Annotated in this window: 20 protein-coding genes; 12 read left to right on the top strand and 8 right to left on the bottom strand. The window is 75.3% G+C overall.

Annotated features, from left to right (window positions below; all coding sequences use genetic code 11):
- Positions 1-2 precede the first annotated feature (2 nt).
- The 8 genes from ACH4B3_RS17350 to ACH4B3_RS17315 all read left to right on the top strand — a co-directional run bounded on the left by ACH4B3_RS17350 (position 3) and on the right by ACH4B3_RS17315 (position 7650).
- Positions 3-992, top strand: a complete 990-nt coding sequence (locus ACH4B3_RS17350) for a type II secretion system F family protein (protein WP_398463699.1) — start codon at positions 3-5, stop codon at positions 990-992.
- Positions 989-1930 carry a type II secretion system F family protein gene (locus tag ACH4B3_RS17345; RefSeq protein WP_398463698.1) on the top strand — a complete coding sequence of 314 codons (942 nt, stop codon included), beginning with the start codon at positions 989-991 and terminating at the stop codon, positions 1928-1930. The genes ACH4B3_RS17350 and ACH4B3_RS17345 overlap by 4 nt, the downstream gene beginning before the upstream one ends.
- A 124-nt stretch (positions 1931-2054) precedes the next feature.
- Positions 2055-2306 (top strand): hypothetical protein, encoded by a 252-nt coding sequence (locus ACH4B3_RS17340; RefSeq protein ID WP_398463697.1) that lies wholly within the window; start codon positions 2055-2057, stop codon positions 2304-2306.
- Positions 2307-2433: 127 nt separating this feature from the next.
- Positions 2434-2973, top strand: a complete 540-nt coding sequence (locus ACH4B3_RS17335) for a TadE family protein (protein ID WP_398463696.1) — start codon at positions 2434-2436, stop codon at positions 2971-2973.
- Positions 2970-3458: a TadE/TadG family type IV pilus assembly protein gene (locus ACH4B3_RS17330; RefSeq protein WP_398463695.1), complete on the top strand. Its 489-nt coding sequence runs from the start codon at positions 2970-2972 to the stop codon at positions 3456-3458. Before ACH4B3_RS17335 ends, ACH4B3_RS17330 begins: the two co-directional genes overlap by 4 nt.
- A gap of 13 nt (positions 3459-3471) precedes the next feature.
- Positions 3472-3924 carry a TadE/TadG family type IV pilus assembly protein gene (locus ACH4B3_RS17325; protein WP_398463694.1) on the top strand — a complete coding sequence of 151 codons (453 nt, stop codon included), beginning with the start codon at positions 3472-3474 and terminating at the stop codon, positions 3922-3924.
- Positions 3925-4038: 114 nt separating this feature from the next.
- Positions 4039-7014, top strand: coding sequence for a hypothetical protein (locus ACH4B3_RS17320; protein ID WP_398463693.1), 2976 nt, complete (start codon positions 4039-4041; stop codon positions 7012-7014).
- Positions 7015-7203: 189 nt separating this feature from the next.
- On the top strand, positions 7204-7650 hold the full coding sequence (locus ACH4B3_RS17315) for an SH3 domain-containing protein (RefSeq protein ID WP_398463692.1): 447 nt from the start codon (positions 7204-7206) through the stop codon (positions 7648-7650).
- Between the two features lie 18 nt (positions 7651-7668).
- On the opposite strand, the gene ACH4B3_RS17310 is transcribed toward ACH4B3_RS17315, so the two are convergent.
- A complete protein-coding gene (locus tag ACH4B3_RS17310) occupies positions 7669-8325 on the bottom strand; it encodes a GNAT family N-acetyltransferase (RefSeq protein WP_398463691.1) in 657 nt (218 codons plus the stop codon).
- Between the two features lie 74 nt (positions 8326-8399).
- Positions 8400-10658 carry a penicillin acylase family protein gene (locus ACH4B3_RS17305; RefSeq protein WP_398463690.1) on the bottom strand — a complete coding sequence of 753 codons (2259 nt, stop codon included), beginning with the start codon at positions 10656-10658 and terminating at the stop codon, positions 8400-8402.
- 105 nt (positions 10659-10763) lie between these two features.
- Here ACH4B3_RS17305 and ACH4B3_RS17300 point away from each other — a divergent pair, with 105 nt between their 5' ends.
- Positions 10764-11489, top strand: coding sequence for a siderophore-interacting protein (locus ACH4B3_RS17300; protein WP_398463689.1), 726 nt, complete (start codon positions 10764-10766; stop codon positions 11487-11489).
- A 130-nt stretch (positions 11490-11619) separates the two neighbouring features.
- Positions 11620-12042: a DUF3995 domain-containing protein gene (locus ACH4B3_RS17295; RefSeq protein ID WP_398463688.1), complete on the top strand. Its 423-nt coding sequence runs from the start codon at positions 11620-11622 to the stop codon at positions 12040-12042.
- Positions 12043-12115: 73 nt separating this feature from the next.
- Here the strand turns inward: ACH4B3_RS17295 and ACH4B3_RS17290 are convergent, their stop codons facing one another.
- The 5 genes from ACH4B3_RS17290 to ACH4B3_RS17270 form a co-directional block, all read right to left on the bottom strand.
- Complete coding sequence (locus tag ACH4B3_RS17290) at positions 12116-12724, bottom strand: dihydrofolate reductase family protein (RefSeq protein WP_398463687.1); 609 nt, start codon at positions 12722-12724, stop codon at positions 12116-12118.
- 239 nt (positions 12725-12963) lie between these two features.
- Positions 12964-13584: a GyrI-like domain-containing protein gene (locus ACH4B3_RS17285; RefSeq protein ID WP_398463686.1), complete on the bottom strand. Its 621-nt coding sequence runs from the start codon at positions 13582-13584 to the stop codon at positions 12964-12966.
- A gap of 229 nt (positions 13585-13813) precedes the next feature.
- The gene (locus tag ACH4B3_RS17280) at positions 13814-15487 is read right to left on the bottom strand and encodes a transporter (protein ID WP_398463685.1); all 1674 of its coding nucleotides are present in this window, start codon (positions 15485-15487) and stop codon (positions 13814-13816) included.
- On the bottom strand, positions 15484-16296 hold the full coding sequence (locus ACH4B3_RS17275; protein ID WP_398463684.1) for an ABC transporter ATP-binding protein: 813 nt from the start codon (positions 16294-16296) through the stop codon (positions 15484-15486). Before ACH4B3_RS17275 ends, ACH4B3_RS17280 begins: the two co-directional genes overlap by 4 nt.
- Positions 16297-16447: 151 nt before the next feature.
- Positions 16448-17119 (bottom strand): bifunctional DNA primase/polymerase, encoded by a 672-nt coding sequence (locus tag ACH4B3_RS17270; RefSeq protein WP_398463683.1) that lies wholly within the window; start codon positions 17117-17119, stop codon positions 16448-16450.
- A gap of 370 nt (positions 17120-17489) precedes the next feature.
- Between ACH4B3_RS17270 and ACH4B3_RS17265 the strand changes: the two genes are divergently transcribed.
- Complete coding sequence (locus tag ACH4B3_RS17265; RefSeq protein ID WP_398463682.1) at positions 17490-18878, top strand: transcriptional regulator; 1389 nt, start codon at positions 17490-17492, stop codon at positions 18876-18878.
- 405 nt (positions 18879-19283) lie between these two features.
- The gene (locus tag ACH4B3_RS17260; RefSeq protein WP_398463681.1) at positions 19284-21251 is read left to right on the top strand and encodes a hypothetical protein; all 1968 of its coding nucleotides are present in this window, start codon (positions 19284-19286) and stop codon (positions 21249-21251) included.
- Between the two features lie 79 nt (positions 21252-21330).
- Here ACH4B3_RS17260 and ACH4B3_RS17255 read toward each other — a convergent pair whose 3' ends face one another.
- Positions 21331-22650 (bottom strand): ABC transporter substrate-binding protein, encoded by a 1320-nt coding sequence (locus ACH4B3_RS17255; RefSeq protein WP_398463680.1) that lies wholly within the window; start codon positions 22648-22650, stop codon positions 21331-21333.
- Positions 22651-22731: the final 81 nt, after the last annotated feature.

The following is a 22731-nucleotide window of genomic DNA, read 5'->3' as shown; positions in this document are numbered from 1 at the left end:
GCATGAACGGCATTTCCTCGATGAGCGGCTTCCTGTCGCTGCCGGTGCTGTACGCGCTGCTGTCCGGCGTCGTGGTGGGCGGCGGTCTGGCCCTGCTCGTCGTGGCGATCCGCGGGCTGCCCGCGAAGCCGGCCCACGAGAAGGCCAGGGCCGGGAAGCGGGCCGCGGAGCTGGCCCAGTTCGCCGGCCGGCGCGGCTCGCTGGCGATCGGCGTCGGACTGGTGGTGCTGCTGCTGACCCGCTGGGCGGTGGCCGGCGCGGCCTCCGCGGTCCTGGTGTTCTTCTGGGACCGGCTGTTCGGCGGGGCCGCCGAGGAGCGGGCCGCGATGCGCCGGGTCGAGGCGCTGGCCGCCTGGACCGAGTCGCTGCGGGACACCATCGCCGGCGCGGTCGGCCTGGAGCAGGCCATTCCGGCCTCGGCGCGGGCCGCCGCGCCGGCCCTCCGCCCGCACCTGGACGCGCTGGTGGACCGGCTGCGGGCGCGCACCCCGCTGCCGGACGCGCTGCAGCACCTGGCCGACGAGATCGACGACGCCTCGGCGGACATCATCGTCGCGGCCCTCATCCTCAACGCGCGGCTGCGCGGCCCGGGTCTGCGCGAGGTGCTGGGCGCGCTGGCCAAGTCGGCGCGCGAGGAGGTCGACATGCGGCAGCGGGTGATGGCGCAGCGCGCCAGCACCCGGCGGAGCGTGCAGATCGTCATCGCGGTGTCGATCGCCTTCGTGCTGGGCCTGTCGGTGTTCAACCGGGACTTCGTCGAGCCGTACGGCACGCCGGTGGGCCAGCTGGTGCTGCTGTGCGTGTGCGGACTGTTCGGGCTCGGCTTCTGGTGGCTGCGCAAGCTGTCCAGCATCGAGACCCCGGACCGCTTCCTGACCCGGGACGAGCCGTCGGTGCAGTTCGTCCGGCCGCGGTCGGCGGCGGAGGGACCGGCCGCGCCGGGCGGCCAGGGGACGTACGGCTCACGTGACGAGGAGGTGGCGCCGCGATGACCAGTCAGCTGACCGCACCGGTGCTGATCGGTGCCGTCTTCGGTCTCGGCATCTTCGTGCTGGTCCGGGCGCTGATGCCGAGCAAGCGCGGCGCGGTGGCCCGGGTGGCGCAGATCGACGCGCTGCGGGCGCGCGGCGCGGCGCACGCCGGAGCCGGGACGGGCAGGCAGAGCACCGCCGAGGCGCACGGCCGGCTGGGCACGCTGCGTGCCCGGGTGGGCGAGCGGGTCGCGCAGCTGTACCTCCAGCAGGGCTGGGAGCAGCGGTCGCTGCGCGCCGACCTGAACGTGCTGGAGCGCAGCTGGGAGTCGTTCCTGGCGACGAAGGTGCTGCTGGCCGCCTCCGGCCTGATCTTCGGGCCGTTCCTGTTCGCCATCGCGTGGACGCTGGGATTCGGCAGCGGGCCGGTGATCCCGGTCTGGATGGCGTTGCTGTGCGCCGTGGTGTTCTTCATGCTGCCGGACCTGGAGGTCCGGCGGGACGCCGCGGACAAGCGGCGCGACCTGCGGCGCGTCATCGGGGCCTATCTGGACCTGGTGTCGATGAACCTCGCCGGCGGCCGCGGTCTGCCGGAGGCGCTGATGGCCGCGGCCGAGGTGAGCGACGGCTGGGCGCTGCGCCGGGTGCGCAACACCCTGGCCGACGCCCGGATCACCGGCATCAGCCAGTGGCAGGCGCTGGGGAACCTCGGTGAGGAGCTCGGCGTGGAGGAGCTCAAGGACCTCTCCGCTTCGCTGGCGCTGGTCGCGGACGACGGCGCCAAGGTACGGGAGTCGCTGGCGTCGCGCGCCGAGACGATGCGGCACCGGGAGCTGGCGGAGATCGAGGGGAGCGCGGGCGAGAAGTCGCAGTCGATGCTGGTGGCGCAATTGCTGCTGTGTGCGGGGTTCCTGGTCTTCCTGATCTTCCCGGCGGCGGTGCGCGTGTTCCAGGTCTGACACGGGTGTTCCAGGTCTGCCACAAGTGGCCGTCCGACGTGCCGGGGGGCGCCGGGCAGGCCCAGACTCATCGTCATACGATCCTTTTTCAGATCCTCCCCCCACCAGTTCGAAAGGACCCACCATGAACTTCGGATCCCGGATCGCCGGCCACCCGGCCGTGGACTTCCTCGTCACCTTCCTGCGCGGCCGGGTCGAGCGGGCCCGCTCGGGGCAGCTCGACCGCGGCGCCTCCGCGGTGGAGTGGGTCATCATCTCGGCGGTCGTGGTCGCGATCGTCGGCGTGGTGGCCGCCATCATCAACAGCGCGCTGAGCGACGGCGCCGAGAAGGTCGGCGACTGCATCGAGGGCGCCAACGCCCAGGGCACCTGCTGACGAAACGGCGGTATCCGGCCACACCGGCCGGGCCGGAGGGGAGTCCGGGCGGTGAGCGGCCCCGGACCGGAGAAGAGCCCGGCAGCCGGCCGTACCGGGCCGGACCGAACCGAGTTGAGCTGAGGGTATGAGACGAACGGGTGCGCTGCACCGCGCCGTACACCGCAGGCTGGACGCCGCACGCGGGGACGGCGGCGCGGTGGTGGGCGCGAACGCCGGCCGCGCCGCGTCCGACGGACCGGGCGGGTCCGCGGGCCGGGCCAGCGCCGGGCGGACCAGCGACAGCGGGATGACCGCGATCGAGTTCGTGCTGCTCACCCCGGTGCTGTTCTTCCTCATCTTCGCCACCGTGCAGTTCGCGCTGTACTTCTTCGCCGACCACGTCGCCCAGGCGGCGGCCCAGGCGGGCGCCCGCAAGGCACGGGCGGAGGCGGACGAGAACCCGGGCGGGTGGCGCGGCGAGGCCGAGTCGCAGGCCCGCACCTACATCCGCCAGCTCGGCCCGCAGCTGCTGATCGGCCCGAGCGTGGTGACCGTGCAGCCGGCCCAGGACACCGTCGGGGTACGGGTGGAGGCCAAGGTGCCCACCGTCTTCCCCGGCTTCGACTTCACCGTGCACGCCCGGTCGCAGGGGCCGGTGGAGCGGTTCGTGGAGGACTTCGGATGAGCCCGGGCACCCAGCCGGCCCGCCCGCCGGGCGGCGCCGCCGGGCCCACCGCGCGGTGCCCGGAGGCCGGTGCGCCCGGCCCGGGACGGCACACCGGCGACGCCGGGCTGTCCACCATCGAGGTGGTCGTCCTCGCCCCGGTGATGATCCTGTTCATCCTCGTGCTGGTGGCCTTCGGACAACTGGTGGAGGGGCGCGGCGCGGTGGACGGCGCCGCCCGTGACGCGGCCCGGGCCGGTTCCATCCAGCACGACTACGGCGTGGCGATGAGCGAGGCGCGCCGGGCGGCCGAGGCCGACCTGGCGGACGTGTGCAAGGGCTCGGTGTCGGTACGGATGACCGGCACCGACTTCCGCCCCGGCGGCTTCTTCACCGTCGAGGTCAGCTGCGAGGTGCGCGGCCTGGACATGCTGGGGCTGGACATCGGCAGCACCGTCCGGGGCAAGGCCACCTCGCCCATCGACCCGTACAAGAGGGCGGCGTGAAGGGGAACCAGGCATGTCGGTGATCCGGCGGTGGGCCGCGCTGCGGTGGGCCCGGACGGAGGAGGACCGCGGGTCGGGAGCGGCCGCGGTCATCATCTTCGCGGTGCTGTTCCTGGCGCTGGCCGGCTTCGTCGTGGACGGCGGGATGTCGATCTCGCAGCGCGAGCGGGCCGCGGACCTGGCCGAGCAGGCCGCCCGGTACGCCGCGCAGGACATCGACGAGGAGGCGCTGCGGGCCAGCGGAGGCCGGAACGCGCCCATCAACTACCAGAACTGCGGCAGCCGGGTCGCCGCCTTCGCCCGCGAGTCCGGGCTGCCCGGCGCGGCGGCCCGCTGCGTGCGGGCGGACGCGCAGCAGGTGGAGGTGGAGGTCACCCTCAGCTACCGGCCCATCCTCACCGGCCTGTTCTACGACCGTGAACTCACCGTCCGCGGCACCTCCAGAGCCGAGTCCGTCACCGGCTGAGCGATCCGGCCGGCGCCCGTGGCCCGGTCGGACGTACTGACTAATCTTGTCCTCCCACCACCCGCCAGCACCTGTCGCACCCCCGGCGACCACCGAAGGCATAGGAAGACCGCCATGGCGCGCACAGCCCGCAACCCACGGAACGCCCCGAGTTCGGGGCCGCAGCCCAGGCCGCTACCGCGTAATCCGCAGCGCACCTTCGGCGACTTCGTCAAAGCGTTCCTGGCGTTCATCGCGCTGTGCGTGCTGCTCGTCGGGGTACCCGGCTCGCTGGCGTACTTCGTCGGCTGGCCGCTGCCCTCCGAGGTGCCGTCGCTGGACACGGTGCAGCAGCCGATCACCGCGACCGTGTTCATCAAGGTGCTCACCGTGGTGGTCTGGCTCGCCTGGGCCCAGTTCACCGCCTGCGTCCTGGTGGAGGGCCGCGCGGAACTGTCCGGGGTCGGCATGCCGTCGCGGATCCCGGGCGCCGGGCCGAGCCAGCTGCTGGCCCGGCAACTCGTCGCCGCGGTACTGCTGGTCGGCGCCACCGCCGCCAGCCTGACGCCGGGCCTGTCCCAGCTGGGCAACGCCTACACCGACAACCAGCGCGGCACGGTCGCCGCCGCGGAGCAGACCCCGGGCGGGCAGCAGGCCCAGGGCAAGACGTCGGTGGACCCGGCGGGCGGCGGCGCCGAGCAGTCCGCCGGCGAGCGTGCCGGGAAGGCCGTGACCCAGCAGAAGAACACCAAGTTCTACCGGATCCAGCCCCCCGAGGGGCGGCACCACGACTCGCTGTGGGAGATCGCCGAGCGCCACCTGGACGACGGCCGCCGCTACAAGGAGATCTACCAGCTCAACAAGGACCGGGTGCAGCCGGACGGCTCCAAGCTCTCCCAGGCGAGCCTGATCCGGCCCGGCTGGATCATGGAGATGCCCGCCGACGCGCACGGCGGCGAACTCGTCGAGATGCCCGAGGAAGCCCCCGAGGTCTCCGAGGAGGTGCGCGAGCAGATCCGCGAGTACGACCGCAGCAGCCCGCGCGCCGAGAAGCCGGGCGACGGCCACCACGCCACGCCGACCATCGACCTGCACCTCCCGCCGCCGGTGCAGCAGGTGCCCGCCCCGCTGCCGGAGCACCGGCAGCCCGCGGAGCAGGCCCCCGCGGAGGCCGCCGCCGAGTCCGACGACTCCTCCTTCGGCCTCCCCGAGGCGCTGCTGGGCGCCCCGCTGCTGGCCGCCGGGCTGCTCGCCGCGCTCGGCCGCAGCCGCCGCGCCGCGCTGTGGCGGTCGGCCATGAACGTCATGGGGCGCGGTGGCGGCCTCGACCTCACCCCGACCGGCGCCGCCTTCGACGCCCAGGACGCGCTGCTGGTCGGCGCCGACCCGGACGCGGTACGGGACCTGGACAGCGCGCTGCGCGGGCTCTCCGCGGGGCTGGACGAGGAGCGCCGGCAGCTGCCCGTCGTCTACGCGGCCTGGCTCACCCCCACCGAGGTCCACCTCCAGCTCGCCGCCCCCGCCGGCAGCCCGCCGGCCCCCTGGCAGCTGGGCCAGGACGAGACCTTCTGGCGGGTGCCGCGCGCCGACGTGGCGGCGGTCCGCCCGGCCACGGACGACGCGGCCACCGCCCCCTACCCGGGGCTGGTCAGCCTCGGCACCCTGGACGACGCGCGGCTGCTGCTCAACCTGGAGTCGGTGCCCGGCATCGTCTCGCTCCGCGGCGCGGAGGCGGACCGTACCGCCGTCTTCGCCTCGGTCGCCGCCGAACTCGCCACCAACGGCTGGTCCGACCGGCTCACCGTGACCCTGGTCGGGTTCGGCGAGGAGCTGCGCCCGCTCGCCCCGACCCGCATCCGCCACGTCGAGGACGTCGCGGCGCTGGTGGAGACGATGGAGGCGGAGACCCAGGCGCGCCGCGGAGCGCTGGGCGCCGCGGGGCACGACTCGGTGCTCACCGGCCGCACCGGCCGCCCGCAGCACACCCAGCGCGCCCCGCACCTGGTGCTGCTGGCCGCCGAACCCACCGAGGAGCAGGCGCACCGGCTCGCCGAGCTGGCCGCCGACTCCGGCCGGCTCGGGATCGGCTACCTCGTCGGCACCGGGGGCTCCGAACTGCCGGGTGCCACCTGGGAGCTGGAGATCACCCCGGGCGGCCTGCTGCGCGCCCCGCTGCTCAACCTCGAACTGCGGGCCCAGCTGCTGCCCGCCGCCCAGCACCGGGCGGTCGCCGAACTCTTCGCCGCCACCGACCCGGACGCCGGCCCCTCGCCGGACGGCGACGGCGGGTCGCCGCGGCCGTTCATGGTCGACATCAGCGAGCGCGGCCGCCCCGCCGTGTACGCGCGGCTGGTGGGCCCGTACGAGGTCATGGGCCTGGAGGAGCCGGAGGGGGAGCGCAGCCCGCTGCTCCACGAGGCGCTGGCGCTGCTGCTGCTGCACCGGGAGGGCGTGCACCCCCGGGTGCTGGCCTCGGCCCTGTGGCCGCGCGGCGCCACCGAGGACGTCCGCGACGCGCTCGTCGAGCGGCTCCGCGGCTGGCTGGGCAGCGACCCCGACGGCACGCCGCGGCTGCGGACGGACGAGACCGGCCGGCTGACCCTGGCCGAGTCCGTCGTCTCCGATCTCGACGTGCTGCGGACCCTGCACTACGAGGCGACCGAGGGGCGCGGTTCCCGCCGGGCCCAGGTGCGGGAGCGGCTGCTCACCGACGCGCTCGCGCTGGCCCGCGGCCCGCTGCTCGCCGACCGCCCCGAGGGCCGCTACGCCTGGCTCACCCACGAGATCATCGACGCCCAGCTGCCGCTGCTGGTGGCGGACGTGGCGCTCGCGCTGTCCGCGCACCACCTGGAGGCGGACGGTCCGGCCCGGGCGATGGAGGCCCTCACCACCGGTCTGGCCACCGCCCCGGCCGACGAGCGGCTGTGGCACGGGCTGCTGCGCGCGGCCCACGCCACCGGCGACGAGGAGCTGCTCCGCGCCACCGCCGACGACCTGGTGGCCCGCAACGCGGCCCTGGGCGGCGCGGCCCGCGGTCTGCCGCCGCGTACCGAGGCGCTGCTGGACGAGCTGCTGCCCGGCTGGCGCGGGCCGGCGGCGGCGGCGAACTGAAGCGGCGGCCGCGCGGCGCGGCTGACCGGTGGCGGAGGCGGACCCGCGGGCGGGTCCGCCTCCGGCCGTCCGGGCCCGGGAGGAATGCCCGCGTATTCACCGGGAGCCGGTTGTTCCTCCGGCGTTCCCGCGGTGTTCCTCCGGCACCGTCCGGACGGATTCCGGCAGGCCCGGGAGGGAGGAAATCGCGTGGTGTTACTGTTCCGGCAGTCTGATTTCGAGAGTCTGACCGATTTCGTTCCGGTGCGTCTCGCGGGGGAGATTGTGGCGATCAAGGGCAAGGCATCGATAGTGGCGCTCGCCGCGGCGATGACGCTGGGCGGTGCGGTGGCGCTGGCGCCGACCGCCGCCGCGGCCGGGACGGTGGGTTCCTCGGCGTGCCGGTTCAATTCGCCGGACGTGAACTTCAAGATCGACGTGAACAGCACCGCGCTGCGCAAGGGACCGGGCACCCGTTACGGCTCCAAGGGGAAGATCCGTAAAGGGGAGACCTTCCGGTACTTCTGCCGGACCTGGGCCGGTGGCGGGCTGGACGGATTCAACAAGAGCTGGTCGTACGGGAAGATCGTCAAGCGCACCGGTTCGGGCGTACCGGCCGGGACCCGGGGCTGGGTCTACAGCCGGTACCTGGACTGACGTCCGCCGCCCGCCGCCTCACCCCGGCAGGACGACCCGCTCGCGCTCCAGGAACGCCAACTGCGCCCGCTTCTCCGGCAGGTCGATCTGCGGGCCGAGGGTGAACCCGGCGCGCACCACCCGGGCGATCGCCTTCTCGTTGCGGGCGTCGGGTTCGATCACGATCCGCTTCCGGGCCGGGTCGGCCAGCACGAAGGTGAGGAACACCGTGAGCAGCGCTCCGGTGAAGCCCGGTTCCCGCGCGCCGTCGGCGGGGCCGATCAGCAGGTGGACCCCGAAGTCGCCGGGCCGCACGTCGTAGTGGTCGCCGATCGGGTCCGCCTCCGGCAGGTAGGTCTGGAAGAGCGCGACCGGGGTGTCGTCGCGGTACACCAGGTAGGCGTGGTGGGTGGTGAGCGAGTCCAGGTAGGAGTAGATCTCCAGGACCCGCTCCCGGTCGGCGTCGCCCATCCCCCAGAACCGGGCCCGCTCCTCGGTGACCCAGCCGTGCAGGAGACCGGCGTCGCGCTCCGGGTCCACCGGGACGATGCGGACCGTGCCGAAGCCGCCGACGGTCTGCTCGTGGACGGGCGCGCGGCGTCCGCGGTGGGGGCCGGGCGCGGCGCCCTCGGCGGCGGTCGGAGCGGCCGGTCCGGTGGCGGGCCGGGGGGTCGCGGCGGTGGTCGGGGTGGGCATGGTTCTCCCTGGTGGTGCGGTTCTCGGAATCTGGGTTCGGGAAGGGCGGATCGGTGCGGCCGGGGCGCGCGGGCTCAGCCCGCGGCCGGGCCGGGCGGGTCGCCGGGCTCGCGGGTGAGCCGGTCCCAGTCGGTGACCACCGGCACGAGATCGCCCCGCAGCCACAGCGGCAACTGGTCGCGGTGGTGGGCGTCGCCCGGCACCCCGGAGGCGCCGAAGGGCACCACCCAGCGGCTCCCGGCGCGGTCGGCCAGGTCCCACACGTAGCGGGCGGCGGGCCCCCGGGCGAACCGGTCGGTGACCCCGGGCACGCTGGAGGTGGAGAGCACGCAGTCGTGGTCCCCGGCCGCCCCCGGCCAGTCCTCGGCGGGGTCGGACGGCACCGCCTGCCAGGGCGCCACCCGGTGCACCCAGCCCCACGGGGCCGGCGGTGCGCCGGCGGCGGCGACCTCCTCGACGGCGGCCCGCACGGTCCCGGCCCGGTCGATGTCCGGCAGCAGCGCGGTGGTGAGCAGTCCTTCCAGGGCGTAGCCGACCCGCGGGGCGAGCGCGAGCCAGGGGAGGAAGACCTCCGGGTAGCCGCCGCCGGCCCACGGCTGCGCGGCGTCCGGGGCCGGGGGCGCACCGCCGGGCGGCCGTACCGCCCCTGCCCGGCGCGCTCCGGCCGCCGGGTCGCCGCCGGGGCGGGCGCCGGCTCGGGTGAGGCCGGTGAGGGTGGCGAGCGCCGGGTGGGCGGCCAGCCGGCGGACCACGGCGGCGCGGACCGCCGCGTACCGGGTGGCGTCGGTGCTGCCGGCCGCCATCCGGCGGTCCCAGCGCGTCAGCCGGTCGCGCAGCGCGGCGGCGGCCGGGCTGAGCCCGTCGAGCGAGGCGAGGATCGCCAGCAGCGGCCGGGCGGAGTCCAGCCGGGTGTCGGTGTGGACCTTCGCCATGCCGGGCGCGGTCCACTCGGCGGACTCCTCCAGCAACTCCCGGATCCGCGCGGCCCGGTGCGGGGGCGCGAACTCGACGCCGTACGGCGCGGCCGGGCCGCGCTCGTTCGCCATCACCGCGATGCCGTCGACCGCCGGGTGCGGCAGCGGCTCGTGCGCGCCCTGCCAGTCGTGCCCCGGTTCCCAGGCGGGCACGGCGCGCAGGCGGTTGTCGGGGTGGCGCCGGGGCACGTAGCCGGCGACCCGGTGCAGCAGGCCGCCTTCGGTGTCGGCGGCCTGCACCACGTTGACCGGTTCCACCCAGCGGTCGAACGCCCGGTCCACGTCGGCGACGGTGGTCGCGGAGAGCAACGCGGGCAGCGCGTCGAAACCGAGGTCCTCGCGGACCCGGGGCGGGTAGCGCAGGCTGATCGCCTCGTCCTGGTCGGGGCCGCCGATCACCACCGGGCCGCGCTCGGTCTCGATCACCTCGACGACCACCGGATCGGCGCCGGCCACCTCGATGGTCTCGGTGTGCCGGGTGGCCGGGCGCCAGCCGTCCGGGCCGAGCGCCGACACGCCGGCCGCCGCGGAGCCGGCCCCGGTCCCGCCGGTGTCGCGGCGGAGGCGTTCCCGGTACAGGTCCTGGTAGTCGGCCATCGCGTTGGTGATCGCCCAGGCGACGCCACCGGTGTGCCCGAAGTGGGCGATGCCCGGTACGCCGGGGACGGCCAGCCCCACCACGTCGTACTCCGGGCAGGCCAGCCGGATCTGCTGGTAGACGCCGGGGTCCTCGATGAACCGGTGCGGGTCGCCCGCGATCAGCGGGGCCGCGGTGGCGGTGCGTTCGCCGGTGACCAGCCAGCCGTTGCTGCCGGAGGTGGCCGGTCCGTCGGTGGCGAACAGCCCGATGGCGTGGTCGCCGAGGCGCCGGGCCACCTCCTCCCGCCAGAGCTTGGTGGGGAACCCGGCGAAGAGGATGTGGGTGGACAGCCACAGGCCCAGCGGGGTCCACGGCTGCCAGCGCCCCGCGGCCGTGCCGGTGGTCGCGAACTGGGGGGCGCGGCGGGCCCCTTCGGGCAGCGCGTCGTTGACGCCGTCGACGTAGGCGGTGACCCAGTCGCGGGTGGCGGGGGCGAGGCGGTGGAAGCAGCGGCGGGCGGTGTCGGCCAGCCGGGCCTGCCGGGCGAAGGTGTCCCAGGCGACGGCTTCGGGGCCGAGGAAGGCGGCGGTGGTGCCCTGGACGCGGTGCCGTTCCACCTCGATCTGCCAGGCCCGGTCCAGCGCGGCGTTCCGGCCCTGGGCGAAGGCCAGTGACCGCGGGTCGCCGGCCCGCAGATGGGGAATGCCCCAGTCGTCCCGGTACACCCCGGCCGCGGCGCCGCGGGTGGCGCCGTCGTCCGAACCGTCGTCGATCCTCACACTGCTCCCCAAAATTCCTTAGGTTAGGCTGACCTAACTTAAGCTATAGCCTTCAGGGAAACAATCGAGCCAGGGCAGGCCGGTGCCTGCGGGGAGGGAGAGTTCATGGGACACGGCTGGGAGGGCGTGGTCCTCAAGCTGCTGCGCGGCAAGGACTTCACGTTCACGGTGACCGGGAACGAGCAGGTCACCGAGCACTACCGGCGGCTGCACCTGACCGACGGCGGGCTGCTCGCCGCGGCCGGGGTGCACCCCACCATGTGGGTGCGGCTGTGGTTCCCCGGCGGCGACAAGCCGCACCAGCGCGCCTACACCCTGGTCGACCCCGATCCGGCGGCCGGCACATTCAGTCTGGAATTCGCCCTTCACGACGGACTGGCCAGCGACTGGGCGCGCGGCGCCAAGCCGGGCGACACCATCGAGGCCACCGTCCAGGGCACCGGCTTCACCGCCCCCGAGCCGCCGCCCGCCCGGCTGCTGGTGATCGGCGACCCGGCGTCCCTGCCGGCGCTCAACTCGCTGCTGGACGCCTTCCCGCAGACCCCCGCCACCATCTGGTTCGAGACCCCGAACGACGACGACCGCGAACTGCCGGTACGGCTGGACCCGGCCCGTCACGAGATCCACCGGGTGCCCCGGAACGGCGCGGGCGCGCAACTGGTCGAGCAGGTCCGGGCCGGCCTGCCGGAACGGCTCGGCGACCCCGCCGAGGCGTACGTGTGGATCGCCTGCGACGCGGCCACCACCCGCACCCTGACGGCGTACGTCCGCAAGGAACTCGCCGTGCCCAAGCACCGGGTCGACGCGCTCGGCTACTGGCGCGCGGCCTGACGGGCGCGGACCGGCAGCGGAACGGGGCGTTCCCGGGGGGCGCCGCGGCGGCCGGGCGGCCGGGGTCTATCGTCGGGTCCGCCGGACGAAATGCCGTGTCCTGCCGTGGCAACGGAATCGGGAGCGCCGCATGACCCTAGCCGCCAGTCTGCTCCTCGCCGCCGCGCTCCTCGCGGTCGGCGCCCTCCACTTCCTCTGGGCCGCCGGGATCCACTGGCCGGCGGCCTCCGAGGCGGACCTGGCCCGCAGGACCCTGACCGACCGCGAGGCGCTGCCGCCCCCGGCGCTCACCGCCCTGGTGGGCGCCGCGCTGGTGGGGGCGGCGTACGTGGCGCTGGCCGCGGAGCGGGAGGAGCTGCGCATCGGCTTCCTCCCCGACTGGCCGTACACCGCGGGCATCTGGGGCCTGGTCGCCGTCATGGCCCTGCGCGGCCTCGTCGAGCCGTTCGTCGCGAGCAGGGGCAACGAGGTGTACACCCGGCTCGACCGGCGGGCGTACGCGCCGTTCTGCGTGGTGCTCGCGCTGCTGGGCCTGGTGGTCGCGGCCGGCTGACCCGGCCGGCGGCCCCGGGCCGGACCCGGGCGGCCCGTCCTGCGCCCGGACCGGCCCCCGGGGGAAGCCGCCGTCAGGAGCCGGGCGCGGTGGCCTTGCGGTCGTAGGTGAGGAAGACCGCCCCGGTGTCCAGGACGGTGTGGTCCGTCAGCTCCCACAGGTGCACGTCGAACGCGGCCTGCCGGGAGAACAGCGGGATGCCGGCGCCGATGGTCAGCGGGGCCAGCTTGACGACCAGTTGGTCGATCTCGGCGTGCAGGGCACCGGCGAGTTCGCCGCCGCCGAGCAGCCAGATGTCCTTGCCGTCCGCCTGCTTCAGCTCCCGCACCGTCGCCACCGGGTCGCCGGCGACCAGTTCCACGCCCGGGTCCGGGCTCTCCCCCAGCGTCCGGGAGAACACCAGGTGCCGCAGGTGCGGGTAGGCGTTGGTGAGCCCGGCCCGCAGCCCGATCTCGTACGTCCGGCGGCCTTCCAGGACGGTGTCGAAGCGGGTGCCCGCGGCGGTGACGGACAGCGCGGCCCGGGCCGGGGCCGGCAGGGTCTCCGGGTACTCGGAGACCAGGTGCTGGATGTAGTCCTGCGGGATCGGCCAGAAGCCGTCCGGACCGGTCGGGTCGGCCCCGTCGGGCCCGGCGATGAAACCGTCGACGGTGGCGGCGATGAAGTACACGAGTCTGCGCAACGGACCGGCCTTTGTTCGTGGATCGGTCCTTCATGATCAGCGCGGGACGGCCCCTGGGCAAGGGACCGGCGGCCCGCATGAGCCGCCGCCCGCATACCGCGCGGGCGGCGCTCCCGGACCCGCGCCCGGATCCGGCCCCGCCGCGTCCGCCGGCCGGCGGCCCGGCGCCGCCGCGGCGGCGACCGGACGCCCCGGACCGTGTCGACCGCCGGCCGCGGCGCCCCGCTCCCCACGCCGCCTCAGCCCGCCGGGGCCACCGGGTAGCGGATGATGGTGCGCATCTTCTCCGGGGCGGTGCGGGCCGGGTTGCTCAGGTAGATCTCGTGGTGGCGCCCGGCGACGGCGTACCCCTCGGCGGTGAGGAAGTCCTCCAGCCGGTCGATGGTCACCCGCTCGGTGCTGTAGGGGCCGGTGTGCAGGACCTGGCCGCACAGCCCCTCCCGCAGCCGTTCCCGGCGGACCCGGGCCACCGGGGCGTGCGGCTTCTTCCGGGCGGCGGCGGCCGCGGCCTCCCCGGTCACCTCCTCGGTCGCCTGCTCCGGTTGCAGGATCATCATCGTCCAGCGCCAGTGCGCCCGGTCCGCGTCGTGGCGGAACCCCTGGTCGTCGTCGGTCCACCACAGGCCCTGCATCGGCATCACCGGGTACTCCAGCACCTGCCGGCCCTTCAGCACCGAGCGGACGGCGTAGGCCGCCGCGTAGAGGGCCTCGACGGCGCTCCGGTAGTCATCGGCGCCCGGGTCCCCGCAGCCGTCGATCATCAGGAACGGTAACTCCGGGGCCTCGACGAGGCCGGGCCGGGCGGTGGCCGTGTAGAGCGGCCGGTGCACCTTCTTCAAGTCCGTGCCGGTGGTGGGCAAGCTGGTCCCCTCGCGGTGGTCGGCGGGCGGGTGCCGGCGGGAGTCCGCCCCGCCGGCGAGGGCCGCACGCTAGCCGCCGAGTAGGTCACCGGCTGTCCTCCTCCGCCCGGGCCGGCCGCGGGCGCACCGGCCCGCCCGACGGCAGCCGCGGGGCCGCCGACCCAGGCCGCGGGCCCGCGACGCGGCACGTCGCGGGCCCGGGGGCGTACCGGCACCGCCGGCGGGTGCGTTACTTGCTGACCGCCGCCAGGATCTCCGGCAGCCGGTCGGCCACCCGCGGCGCGGACCAGCGCAGCGCCATCGCCACCAGGGCGAGCCCGTAGCCGGCGCCCACCGGGAGGATCAGCCACAGCAGCCCGTGGGTGCCGGAGGTGTGCAGCCAGATGGTCGCCGCCAGGACCGGCGCGCACAGCGCGGCACCGGCCACCATGCCGCCGAAGATGCTCAGCGTGGCCAGCCCGGCCTGGCTCGGGTGGACGTTCTTGAAGCCGCTGTCCTGCGGGATGGTGTACGGGTGGAGGGCCGAGCCCACCGCTCCGGTGGCCAGCAGGGCGCCCAGCAGGGCGAGCGAGAGGCCGAGCGCCTCGGCGGCGTCGGACCAGGCGTCCAGCAGCGCGGCGGAGCCCAGCACCACGGCGGTCACGTACGGCACCCCCACCACGGCCACCGTCAGCGCCCGCCCGCGGAGTTCGAGGTAGGCGTCGCGCGAGGTGCTGATCGTCTGGGCCACCATCCAGAACGCCGAGGTGTCCTGCCCGAACTGGTTGTACATCTGCATGCCCAGCATCGCCGAGGCCCAGCACGCCGCGTAGATGCTGCCGCCGCCCTGTACCTGGGTCACCACCGGGACCAGCAGGCCGACGCCGAGCGCGGTGGCCCAGCCCGCCTTGGTCTTGGGGTCGCGCCAGGCGTAGCGGAAGGTGCGGAGCATGACCGTGCCGGTGCGGCCGCCGGGCAGGAAGCGGGCCGGCGCGCCCCGCCCGGCCGGGCCCGCGCCGGGCGCCCGGCCGGACTCGGCGGCCTGGAGGGTGGAGGAGTCCGGGGCGGTCATCAGCCGGGTGAGGCTCCGGTGCCACCACAGGAGCAGCAGGACCAGCGCGGCAGCGGTGAGGGCCAACTGGCCCAGCGCCGGGCCCCACTCGCCGTCGCCGGCGCCCTGGACGGCGTCGACCGCGGTGGCGGGGGGCACCCAGCGCAGCACGTCGGCGGCCGGTTCCAGGGTGGACAGCCCGTTCTCGCCGGACAGCTTCTGCATGCCGATGTTCACGAACTGGATGCCGACGGCGATGATCAGGCCGCTCAGCAGGGCCAGGTCGCGCCCCTTGCGGCTGGTCAGCAGCCGCACGTTGGCGGTGGCGACGGCACGGGCGAGGGCCACGCACACCAGCAGCACCAGCGGCACCGCGAGTACCGCGGTCGCGGCGGCGGCCCCGCCGTGCGCGACGGCGAGGACCGAGCCGAGGACCAGGATCAGGGTGAACAGCGGGCCGGTGCCGAGCAGCGAGGAGACCAGCAGCGAGACCATCAGCGGGCCGGGCCGCAGCGGCAGCATCACCAGCCGGCTGGGGTCCAGGGTCTCGTCGCCGCTGGAGAAGAACAGCGGCATCACCGCCCAGCCCAGGGCGAGCACCGCGACGAGGGTGGTGACCAGCGCCGCGGCGTGGTCGTTGCCGCGCACCGCGAGCAGCCCCAGCAGTTGCAGCGCGGCGAAGAGCACCGCGAGCACCATCGAGGTGACGTAGGCGGCGCGCCGCCGGCCGGACTGCCGCAGCCCGTTGCGGAGCAGCGTGAGCTTCAGCCGGACGAAGACGGGGAGGATGACGGAGACCGGCGCGGTGCGCGGACGGTCGGACGGCACGGCCGCCCGGGCGCCGTCCCGGCCGGTGGTGGCGGGAAGGCTCATCGGGCGCCGCCGCCCAGCCAGTCCAGGTCGTGGCCGGCGCCGCGGTCCCCGGCACCGACCAGCTCCAGGAAGGCGTCCTGCAGGGTGGCCGCCTCGCCGCGGACCTCCGCGGTCGGGCCCTGGGCGCGGATCCGGCCGCCGGCCATCACCGCCACCCAGTCACACAGCGACTCGACGAGTTCCATCACATGGCTGGAGAAGACGACGGTGGCACCCGACCCGGTGTAGCGCTCCAGCACCCCGCGGATGGTCTGCGCGGAGACCGGGTCCACCCCCTCGAACGGCTCGTCCAGGAACAGCACTTCCGGGTTGTGCAGCAGCGCCGCGGCCAGGCCGATCTTCTTGCGCATGCCGGTCGAGTAGTCGACGACCAGCTTGTGCTGGGCCCCGGCCAGGTCGAGCACCTCCAGCAGCTGGGTGGCGCGCTTGTCGACCTCGTCACCGGGCAGGCCGCGCAACCGTCCCATGTACTCCAGGAGTTCGCGGCCGGACAGCCGCTCGAAGAGGCGCAGGCCCTCGGGGAGGACGCCGATCCGCGCCTTCACCTCCAGCGGGTCCCGCCAGACGTCGTGCCCGGCTATCTCGACCGTGCCGGTGTCGGGCCGCAGCAGACCGGTGATCATGGAGAGGGTGGTGGTCTTGCCCGCGCCGTTGGGGCCGACGAGTCCGACGAACCGGCCCGCGGGGAGTTCGAGATCGATGCCGGCGACGGCGACCTGCTCGCCGTAGCGCTTCCACAGACCGGAGATCCGGACCGCGGGGCCCGGGACGGCCGAGGTCTGTTCGATGTGCTCTGGCTGCCGTGTCACCAGTGGTGCCTTTCGACGTACGCGTGGGGGGCCGGTCGCACCCCCTCCGGGCACACCCTACGGGCGGTCAGGCGGCCCGTACCGTCACGGAACGGTCACCGGCCGCCGCCCGCCGGCGGGTTCGGACGCGCCCGGCGCCGCACCGCCCGGGTCAGCGTCCGCACGCGTACGCCAGCGCGCTCACCAGCTCCTCCGCGTCCGGCAGCCAGCGGTTGGTGGCGGTGGGCCGGCACACCCACTGCACCGCGCCGCGCGAGCCGACCCGGGTCGGGGGCGCCAGCACGTAGTCGCCCTCGCCGTGCGGGACCAGGTCCACCGAGGCCGGCGCCCAGCCCAGCCGCTGCACCAGCCCGGGCACCTTGGGCGCGGCGCCGGGGAGCACGAAGAAGTGGATGCGGCGGTCCGGGGTGCAGGTGACCGGTCCCAGTTCGACGCCCAGCCGCTCCATCCGGGCCAGCGCGAGGAAGCCGGCGCTCTCCGGGACGTCCAGGGTGTCGAAGGTGCGGCCGGTGGGGAGCAGGATGGCGGCGTGCGGGGTCCGGTGCCACATCCGGCGGGCCGCCACCGCGCTGCCGGTCGCCTGCGCCGGCCAGTCGGCGGAGAGCGGATGGGCGCCGGGGGAGGGGCAGTCGGCGGCGCCGCAGGAGCAGCGTTCCATGCCGGCGCCGGCCTCCAGCCAGGTGCCGGGGACGACGTCCCAGTGGCGCTCCTCGGCGTAGCGGACCGCGGCCTCGGGCAGCCGCTCGCCACGCTGTACGGGGATCCGGCGGCTTGCGGCGGCGTCCCGGGCGACGTCGCCGGAGCCGTCCCTGGTCTCTTCCACGGTCTCTTCCACGCCCGTCTCAACTTCCCCGGTCGGCAGGGGTTACGGGACGGGGCACGGCACGGCGGGGAGCACCGTCAGGTCACGTGGGGCGCATGGGTGCATGGGCGGGGGCGCGTGGGGGACTTCGAAGCCGTGAACGGGTAGCCACCTTCCGTGATGGGGGGTTGAAATGTCCGCCGGCCGCACTGCGCACCCTGGGCGGCCTCCGTCTTCCCCGTCCTCACCGCGGGTGCGGGGCGGCCGTTCCGGCCGCGCGCACGATGCGGGTGAATACGGGCAAGTCTTGCATTCTCCGTATATCCGCTGGGCAGTGATCACCAGGGACGGCGTTCATCCTGAACGCACAGCAGTCACAGGGGGTAGAGCCATGGCCGCTAGGCCGCTTGTGGCGCGGCAGCCGAACGAGAGGCTGCAGGCGCTCATTCAGGAAGCCGGCTGCTCCAACGCCGGTCTGGCACGCCGCGTCAACATGTGCGGGGCCGAGCACGGCCTCGACCTGCGCTACGACAAGACGTCGGTGGCCCGCTGGCTGCGCGGCCAGCAACCCAGGGGCCGCGCGCCGGGCATCATCGCCGAGGCGCTCGGCCGCAAGCTGGGCCGCACCGTCACCATCGACGAGATCGGCATGGCCAACGGCAAGAACCTCGCCTCGGGCGTGGGCATGCAGTTCTCGCCGACCGTCCTCGGCGCCATCGAGCAGGTCTGCGAGCTGTGGCGGAGCGACGTCGGCCGCCGCGACTTCCTCAGCGGCACCACCGTCGCCGCCTCGGCCCTGGTCGAGCCCAGTCGCGACTGGCTGATCACCGGGCCGGACGCCCAGGTGGCCCGCTCGGCCGGGTCCCGGGTGGGCATGTCGGACGTCGCGGCGGTGCGGGCCACCACCGAGGCGATCGTCGAGCTGGACCACCGGTACGGCAGCGGGCACGTGCGCCCGGTCGTGGTCCACTATCTGAACAGCGTGGTCTCCGGGCTGCTCGCCGGGTCCTACCGGGAGCCGGTCGGGCGGGAACTCTTCGCCGCGGTGGCCCGGTTGACCGAACTGGCCGGGTACATGGCGGTCGACACCGGCCAGCCGGGGTTGGCGCAGCGCTACTACATCCAGGCGCTGCGGCTGGCCCAGGCCGCCGGCGACCGCGGCTACGGCGGCTACGTGCTCGCGGCGAGCATGAGTCACCTCGCCGCCCAGCTGGGCAACCCGCGGGAGATCGCCCAACTGGCCAGGGCGGCGCAGGAGGGCGCGCGCGGGCAGGTCCCGCCGCGCGCGGAGGCGATGTTCCACGCGGCCGAGGCGCGCGGTCACGCGCTGCTGGGCGACGCCCGCGCCGCCGAGTCGGCCTCCGGCCGGGCGCAGCAGGCGCTGGACCGGGCCGAGGCGGCCGCCGACTCGGGCGACGACCCGCAGTGGATCAGTCACTTCGACCGGTCCTACCTGGCCGACGAACTCGCCCACTGCCACCGCGACCTCGGCCAGGCCGAGTCGGCCCGGCAGCGCGCGGAGGAGACCCTGGCGGGGCTCCCGGAAGGCCGCGTACGGCGGCGCGCGATCGCGACGCTGCTGCTGGCGACGGCCCAGGTGCAGCAGCGGGACGTGGAGCAGGCGTGCCACACCGGCACCCGCGCGGTGGAACTCCTGGGCAGTCTGCGGTCCAACCGGGGCGCGGAGTACCTGGACGACCTCCAGCAGCGGCTGGAGCCGTTCCGGGACGAGCCGGTGGTGCGGGAGTTCGGCGAGCGCCTGGAGGTGTACGCGGCGTAGCCGCCGAGCCGGCGGCCCGTCCGGGCCGCCACCGCGGTGCGGTGTGCGGAGGTCCCCGGCGAGGGCGCCGGGGGCCTCCTGCCGTGCCGGGCCCGGGCGGGACCGGGCGCCGGCCCGGGCGGGGCGCCGAGGCGCCCCGCGGCGCAGGACCGGAACACCGGCCCTGGCCGGGCGGTGTGACGGATGACGCGCGTAGCCGGGGGCGCGCCATCGGGCGGCGGGCTCGAGCGCTGGTCGTGCCGGGTGCCCGGGAGATAGAGGACAGCGCGGCGGAAGGCCGTACAACCTGCGCAAAGGTCCGCCCGGGTGGTGCGGCCGGGCCCCTGCCGTGGCAGTGCGCCGTCCGCCGACCCGGTAGCGTGAGCCGACGATTCCGTAAGTTCCGCAACAGCCATAGGAGTCCCGGTGACGCAGAGCGGACAGGGAAATGAGCCGCAGCCTGCTGCGGTCCCGCCCGCGCACGAGGGCGTCGTGCTGCCCCCTCACGGCGACCAGTGGGCCCCTGAGCAGCAGGCGGCTCCGGCCGGCGGCCAGCCGTGGGGCCAGCCGTGGGGACCGGAGGGCGGGCCGCAGCACGGCGGGCCGCAGCAGCCCTCGGGCCAGGCCCTCCCGCAGCCGCCCGCACCGGGACAGTTGCCGCCCGCGCAGCAGCCGTACGGCCAGCTCCCTCCGGCGCAGCAGCCGTACGGACAGCTGCCGCCGTCCGCGCAGCCGGGGCAGGCACCGTACGGCGGCGGCCCGCAGCCGGGCCCGTCACCGTACGACCCGCAGCCCGGCCCGTCACCGTACGACCCGCAGTACCACCCGGGCGCGGCGGCGCCCGGCGGCCAGGCCCCGCAGCAGCCGTACGGCGGCCCGCCGCAGCCGGCGCCCCAGCAGCCCCAGCCGTACGGGCAGCCGCAGGGCCTGCCCTACGGGCAGCCGCAGCCCGGCGCGGCGCCGCAGCCGGGCCTGCCCGGCGGTCCGGCCGGTGCCCCGCAGGCTCAGCCCCCCGCACAGCCCTCGCCGCAGCTGCCCCGGCTCCAGCCGCACCCGCCGCAGGGTTCCGCTCCGGGCGGGCAGGCCCCGGCCGAGCAGACCCGGGTGCTGCGGCCCATCACCGCGGACACCCCGCCCCCGGCCGGGAGCCAGGGGTTTGACGCCGAGGCCACCCAGCTCATACCCCCCACCGCCGTCCCCGCTCCCGGTGCCGCCGACAGCGAGGCGACCCAGCTGATCGCCCCGGTGCCGGGTGCGACCGGCGCCGCGCTGCCGCTGCCGCCGGAGAACGCGCCCGCCCCGCAGGCCCAGGCCCAGCCCTCGGCGATGCCGCTGCCGCCGGAGACCGCCGGCCGCGGCCGCCGCCGGCGCCCCGAGTCCCCGGCCGAGTCGACGACGCAGCTGCGCCGGATCACCGGGCCGCCCGCGGGCGCCGGTGCGCCGGGTGCCGCGGAGGAGACCCAGGTGCTGCCGGGGCCGGTCCCGGCCCACGGCGGCGCGCCCGGCCACGGCGGGCCGCAGCCGCCGCACCCGGGCGGCGCCCCGTACGCCATCCGCCCCGGCCGCCCGGAGGACCGGCAGCCGCCCGCCGAGTTCGACGGCCTGTTCCGGGCCGACGGAGCCGGTGCCGCGCCCGGCGCCCAGCCCGCCGACTCCACCCAGCAGCTGCCGCTCTACGACGACGCGGCCCAGCCGCCCGCCGGGCCCGGCTACGGGCACGGTGGCGGGCACGGCGGCGATGACGGCGGCGGGCCCGCCCGCCGCCGCAAGCCCGCCGTGCTGATCGGCATCGTCGTCGCGGGCTGTGCCATCGCCGGCCTGGCGGCCGGCGCGGCGATCAGCGCCGGCGGCGACGACGGGGACGACAAGAAGAAGGACGACGCCAAGAGCACGGCGCCCACCACCTCGGCGAGCCCGGAACCGACACCGACCGCCGACCCGGTCGAGACGCAGGCGAAGGCGCTGGACCAGCTGCTCGCGGACAGCAACGACAGCCGCGCCTCGGTGATCAAGGCCGTCGGCAACATCAGGACCTGCAAGGACCTGACCAACGCGGCCAAGGACCTGCGCGCGGCCGCCGGGCAGCGCAACGGCCTGGTGACGCGGCTGAGCGAGATCTCGGTGGACAAACTCCCCGACCACGCCAAGCTGACCGCCGCGCTGAACAAGGCGTGGAAGTCCTCGGCGGCGGCGGACAACCACTACGCGGCCTGGGCCGACCAGGTCAAGGGCAAGAAGGGCTGCCACAAGGGCAAGGCGCGGACGACCCGTCAGGTCGGGCTCGCCGAGCGGGCGAGCGGCGAGGCCACCAAGGCCAAGGAGGAGGCCGCCACGCTGTGGAACGGCATCGCCTCCCGCTACAAGCTGACCCAGCGTCAGGCGGGCCAGCTCTGACGGTGCCGCCGCCGGGCGGCCCGGCGGCGGCCGGTGCGCGGGCGGACGGCATCCCCGCCGCCCGCCCGCACGCCGCCGGTCAGCTCCGCCGGGAGAAGTCCGCCAGGGTCTCGCTGACGTCGACGAAGCCGTCCCGGACCGCGACCAGCCGGCCGTTCCGCACCACCTGGTAGGTGACGTTGGCGTTCACGATCCGCGGGTAGTGGTGCACGGCCAGCTTGTCGCTGAACCTCCAGCGCAGCGCCGGGGTGAGCCCGCCGGTGTCGACCGCGGGTCCCCGGTTCAGCTGGCGGCGGACCGAGGCGATGCCGACGTCGTCCCGGTCCAGCGACAGCAGGACCGACCGCAGCACGGTGTAGGCGATCCAGGTGGTCTGGGAGCCCGGGTCGGCCGGGTCGATCCGCTCGTCCTCGAACGCGTACCGGTTGATGACCCGGTTCATCTCCTGCCAGCGCGGATCGTCCGCGGCCGGGTACCAGCCGGTGGCGTACGCCCCCTCCAGCGCGCTCCGCTTCCCCCCGGTGCTGTCCACCAGGGACTGGCGGACGCTGCCGAGGATGGAGGCGATCCGCACCTTGGGGTTGTCCTTCCGCAGACGGCGGAAGGAGTCGAAGAAGGTGTTGGTGCGCTTGCCGAGCGCCGCGGTGACGCAGGACCGGTCGGACACGCCGGTCCCGGCCGCCACGGTGTCCGGCCCCTGGCTGCCGCTCACCCCGTCCAGGGCGTGCTGCGCCTGCCGGGTGTAGTCCGAGGCGTCCTCGGGGGCCCGGACGTCGGTGGCCGGGCGGCGCTTGCCCGCCGCCAGGCCCGCGTCGAGCAGGTCGGGCAGCTCGTCCCCGGCGATGGTGTCGGGGCGGACCAGGGAGACCCGGTCGCAGACGGCGGCGAGCTGCCGACCGTTGCCCGCCAGCAGGGCCGCCTGGCCCCCGTTGACCGGGAACGAGACCGGGCTGGTGAACTCCTCCTGGGACAGCCCGTAGCCGCCGATGTAGGGGATGCCGGCCACCTCCAGCGGCGCCATGAAGGCCCGGGCGTGCTGGCTGTACGAGCCGACGACGGCGACGGCGCCCTCGTCCACGGCGCGCTGCGCGCAGTGCCCGGCCCGCACGTAGTCGTTCTGCTCGTTGCAGGTGATCACCCTGAGCCGGCGGCCGTGGATGCCGCCGGTGTCGTTGACCCACCGGGCGTATGCCTGCGCCATGGCGGGCATGCCCGGCATGTTGGTGGCGTTGGTACCTTCGGGGGCCCAGGTCATCACGGTGATCGGATCGTTTCCGGGACCCCCCGAGGTCCCCGGAATCGACCCGCAGCCGGTCATCAGCGACGCGCTGACCACCGAACACAGGGCCACTGCGGATGTGCGGAGGAAGCGTGGGCTGGGTCGCCGCGTTCCGGTCATGTGGCGGAGCCTGGCGTTCCCCCGGGAATGCCCGCGATCCGTAAGATCGACGCCAGATGTCCTGGGGGTGAATTGCGGGGG

Origin of the sequence: Streptomyces sp. NPDC018031 (genome assembly GCF_044327625.1) — a bacterium.
Taxonomy (GTDB): Bacteria; Actinomycetota; Actinomycetes; order Streptomycetales; family Streptomycetaceae; genus Streptomyces.
This window is presented reverse-complemented; position numbering and strand designations above follow the sequence as displayed.

What these genes read in the sequence shown, in the direction of transcription:
- ACH4B3_RS17350 (WP_398463699.1), top strand. Translation starts at nt 3, where the DNA reads ATGAACGGCATTTCCTCGATGAGCGGCTTCCTGTCGCTGCCGGTGCTG.
- ACH4B3_RS17345 (WP_398463698.1), top strand. Translation starts at nt 989, where the DNA reads ATGACCAGTCAGCTGACCGCACCGGTGCTGATCGGTGCCGTCTTCGGT.
- ACH4B3_RS17340 (WP_398463697.1), top strand. Translation starts at nt 2,055, where the DNA reads ATGAACTTCGGATCCCGGATCGCCGGCCACCCGGCCGTGGACTTCCTC.
- ACH4B3_RS17335 (WP_398463696.1), top strand. Translation starts at nt 2,434, where the DNA reads ATGAGACGAACGGGTGCGCTGCACCGCGCCGTACACCGCAGGCTGGAC.
- ACH4B3_RS17330 (WP_398463695.1), top strand. Translation starts at nt 2,970, where the DNA reads ATGAGCCCGGGCACCCAGCCGGCCCGCCCGCCGGGCGGCGCCGCCGGG.
- ACH4B3_RS17325 (WP_398463694.1), top strand. Translation starts at nt 3,472, where the DNA reads ATGTCGGTGATCCGGCGGTGGGCCGCGCTGCGGTGGGCCCGGACGGAG.
- ACH4B3_RS17320 (WP_398463693.1), top strand. Translation starts at nt 4,039, where the DNA reads ATGGCGCGCACAGCCCGCAACCCACGGAACGCCCCGAGTTCGGGGCCG.
- ACH4B3_RS17310 (WP_398463691.1), bottom strand. Translation starts at nt 8,325, where the DNA reads ATGCCCACCCCGACCACCGCCGCGACCCCCCGGCCCGCCACCGGACCG.
- ACH4B3_RS17300 (WP_398463689.1), top strand. Translation starts at nt 10,764, where the DNA reads ATGGGACACGGCTGGGAGGGCGTGGTCCTCAAGCTGCTGCGCGGCAAG.
- ACH4B3_RS17295 (WP_398463688.1), top strand. Translation starts at nt 11,620, where the DNA reads ATGACCCTAGCCGCCAGTCTGCTCCTCGCCGCCGCGCTCCTCGCGGTC.
- ACH4B3_RS17280 (WP_398463685.1), bottom strand. Translation starts at nt 15,487, where the DNA reads ATGAGCCTTCCCGCCACCACCGGCCGGGACGGCGCCCGGGCGGCCGTG.
- ACH4B3_RS17265 (WP_398463682.1), top strand. Translation starts at nt 17,490, where the DNA reads ATGGCCGCTAGGCCGCTTGTGGCGCGGCAGCCGAACGAGAGGCTGCAG.
- ACH4B3_RS17255 (WP_398463680.1), bottom strand. Translation starts at nt 22,650, where the DNA reads ATGACCGGAACGCGGCGACCCAGCCCACGCTTCCTCCGCACATCCGCA.